We start from the raw sequence: 2,852 nt of genomic DNA, 5'->3' as shown, positions 1-2,852 counted from the left end.
GACTTATAGAGAATAATAATTTATTTAGTAATATAAAGATATTTTTTATTTATTATTAATTAAAAATTGAATTTATATTTAATTAATATAAAATTTGATGGAATATTGTTTTGTAAATATTTAATTTGTGTTATTATTCAGATATAGGCAATATTAGATAAATCTAATGACGCAAAGCTATAGGGACTAAAATCTTTATATAATAAAGGTCATGTCAGCCAGTTGCCAAAAAGATAATAATTCTTTTTGTTAAATTTATTTTTTAAGAGTTAGGTATTTTTAATAACTTAAAATTTGGCAAGAGGAGGGCTTGAAATGATATCTGAATTAACATTAAAAAACGTTGATGAATCTAACATCAATTTTAGGACTAAGATTAAATTGAATTTAAGAGAGAAACCAGATATAAACAGTGTGAAATTAAAAAGCATACCAGAAGGAAAAATGGTTAAGTTAAATTGTGTAGATGGAAAATGGGCAGAAGTTGAAAGTAATTATGACAAAGGTTGGTTACTCTATAAATATTTAGAAAAATTAGGAAATACTAAAAGTAATAGTATTCTAGAAAACAGAAAAAGAAATTACATAGGAAATATAAAAACTAATGGTTTAAATCTAGAATTAAGAAATGACAGAACAACAGATTCAAAAATAATAACTACAATTCCTGATGGTTTTAAAGTTGAAGTCTGTTATAGTGTTGGAAAATGGAAAAGAATTAATATCCACAAAAATGGGAAAAGATATTCTGGATATGTATATAGTCAGTATGTAGAAGAATATTCAACTTTGGCATAATCATATATAATAAGCTTTATAAAAAAATCCTATAAATGTAAGATGTCATAAGGATATATGAAAATATATTGAGAAATAGGTCTTATACAATAACTAAAGGCAATAAATAAAAATGAATATAATATAGATTGGCACTTCATATGAGGTGCCTTTTATATATTTATGAAAGAAGAGTAAATGAAATAAACACAAAACAGTAGACTATGAATTATATATGGAAAGCCATTATCTACAGTTTTTGTTTATCCTTTATAAACAGCTAATAATCTTTTTGTTCCAGAAATCTCTGCTAATACTATATCAATCATACGTTTTACATTAGCAATATGAAATTCACTAACTTCCTTTTCCCAGTCATCATCATCTTTTTGCTTAATTCCTGTTAGGTATTGATTTAAAATTTCTAATCGTTTTTCTAAAAGATTCTTTCTTTCTTCTTTTTCTAGACATTCGATAAAGAATGCTGTAATAGAAAAAATATTAGTGTCATAATCGAATTTCAAAATAGAATTTCTCAAAGTATTATGAAATTCTACACTTCCTTTTTCTGTGATTGTGTAAACTGTTTTGTCTGGCATATTACCATCTTTTTTAACAGTACCTAAAATCAATCCTCTTTTTTCTAAAGTCTTAATTGTAGTATATACGGTTGAGTCTGCGATATTAAACCAGTACTTTACATTCATGTATTCTAGCACTTTTATAATTTCATAGGCATTAAGAGGCTTTTCATTTATTAGGCCTAAAAGCATTGTTGCTGGCTTTGATAACATTACAATTCACTCTCCTTTGTAATATTTATTATTACATAACTATATATGTATATTAGTTCTATATTAAACTACTATTATCTAGCAGTATTATTGTATCATGGAATTTTGATAAAAGAAAGTATGAATATGGATTATGCTACAAATTAATAAATGTATAAAGTTTAATTTAATTATTTCAAGAATTTAAGTAATAAAAAATGATTTATAAGTTTAATTTTCTACTTAAGCCATTTAGGAATGAATATAAGATAACTAAAGATAACAAAGCAATTGTATATGGTATGAATAATATGATAGATGTTAAAGTATGATTTTTATATGTTGATATGATAAAATATAATTAACAAATAACTTAAACTTTGAAAGGTAAAATGAATGAAAAATATTTATATTATTGGTGGTACAATGGGAGTAGGCAAGACAACAGTATGCCAGTCTCTAAAATTAATCTTGAAAAATAGTGTTTTTCTTGATGGTGATTGGTGTTGGGATATGCATCCATTTCAAATTACTGGTGAAACGAAAAAAATGGTTCTTTCAAATATTTGCTCATTGTTGAATAACTTTATAAAATGTAGTGCTTTTGAGAATATTATTTTCTGTTGGGTAATGCATGAACAAAGTATTATTGATACTATTATATCTTGCCTAGATATATCGGATTGTAGAGTAATAAAAATTTCTTTAATTTGTGATGAAACTGTATTGAGAAGAAGGTTGAAGACAGATGTAGATGAAGGTTCGCGTTTTACTGATGTAATAGAAAGAAGTGTCAACTATTTACCATTGTATGAAAGATTAGCAACAACTAAAATTAATGTTTCTAATAAGTCTGTCAAAGCGATTGTTGAAGAAATATCTGAATTATAAAATTTTAGTTTTGAATCTAATGTTAATGACAGTATAGTATTGTTGAACATTCCACTATAGATTGAGAAGTGCAAAAAAGGAATGCATTACTTACTTCTATTTGTGCAATTCCTACTGTTCTAGTTAGATTAAGAATGAGGACGAAAAAATATATAAAAAATAAAGCAAAATTTAATTTTTTTCTGATTATTTTTAAATTATTTTTAATTAAAAAAAATATCTAATATTAAAAAATTGAAATTTTAAAAAAATTTGTATTTTTTGAATGTCCCCTAATCACAATTTCCAACCCACCGAAACCGAGCCTGACCTCGAATGCCGCTTCCTCTTTGAAAAAAAAAAAAAACAAACAAAAAAAATAGATAATAAGTACCCAACAAAACTCAACACAAAACATACCAAATAATACAT

General features: G+C 24.9%; 3 protein-coding genes and 1 riboswitch. Of the genes, 2 read left to right on the top strand and 1 reads right to left on the bottom strand.

Annotation, left to right across the window (positions count from 1 at the left end; all coding sequences use genetic code 11):
* The first annotated feature begins 136 nt into the window (after positions 1-136).
* Positions 137-230, top strand: a riboswitch (cyclic di-GMP riboswitch).
* 85 nt (positions 231-315) lie between these two features.
* A complete protein-coding gene (locus tag KGF50_RS21070) occupies positions 316-798 on the top strand; it encodes an SH3 domain-containing protein (RefSeq protein WP_227849872.1) in 483 nt (160 codons plus the stop codon).
* Positions 799-1,040: 242 nt separating this feature from the next.
* On the opposite strand, the gene KGF50_RS21065 is transcribed toward KGF50_RS21070, so the two are convergent.
* On the bottom strand, positions 1,041-1,571 hold the full coding sequence (locus KGF50_RS21065; RefSeq protein ID WP_227849871.1) for a PadR family transcriptional regulator: 531 nt from the start codon (positions 1,569-1,571) through the stop codon (positions 1,041-1,043).
* A 375-nt stretch (positions 1,572-1,946) separates the two neighbouring features.
* Here KGF50_RS21065 and KGF50_RS21060 point away from each other — a divergent pair, with 375 nt between their 5' ends.
* The gene (locus KGF50_RS21060) at positions 1,947-2,441 is read left to right on the top strand and encodes an AAA family ATPase (RefSeq protein WP_227849870.1); all 495 of its coding nucleotides are present in this window, start codon (positions 1,947-1,949) and stop codon (positions 2,439-2,441) included.
* The last annotated feature ends 411 nt before the right edge of the window (positions 2,442-2,852 follow it).

Origin of the sequence: Clostridioides sp. ZZV15-6598 (genome assembly GCF_020657705.1) — a bacterium.
Lineage (GTDB): Bacteria > Bacillota > Clostridia > Peptostreptococcales > Peptostreptococcaceae > Clostridioides > Clostridioides difficile_F.
Note: the sequence above shows the minus strand (reverse complement) of the source record. Positions and strands in the feature narration are given on the sequence as shown.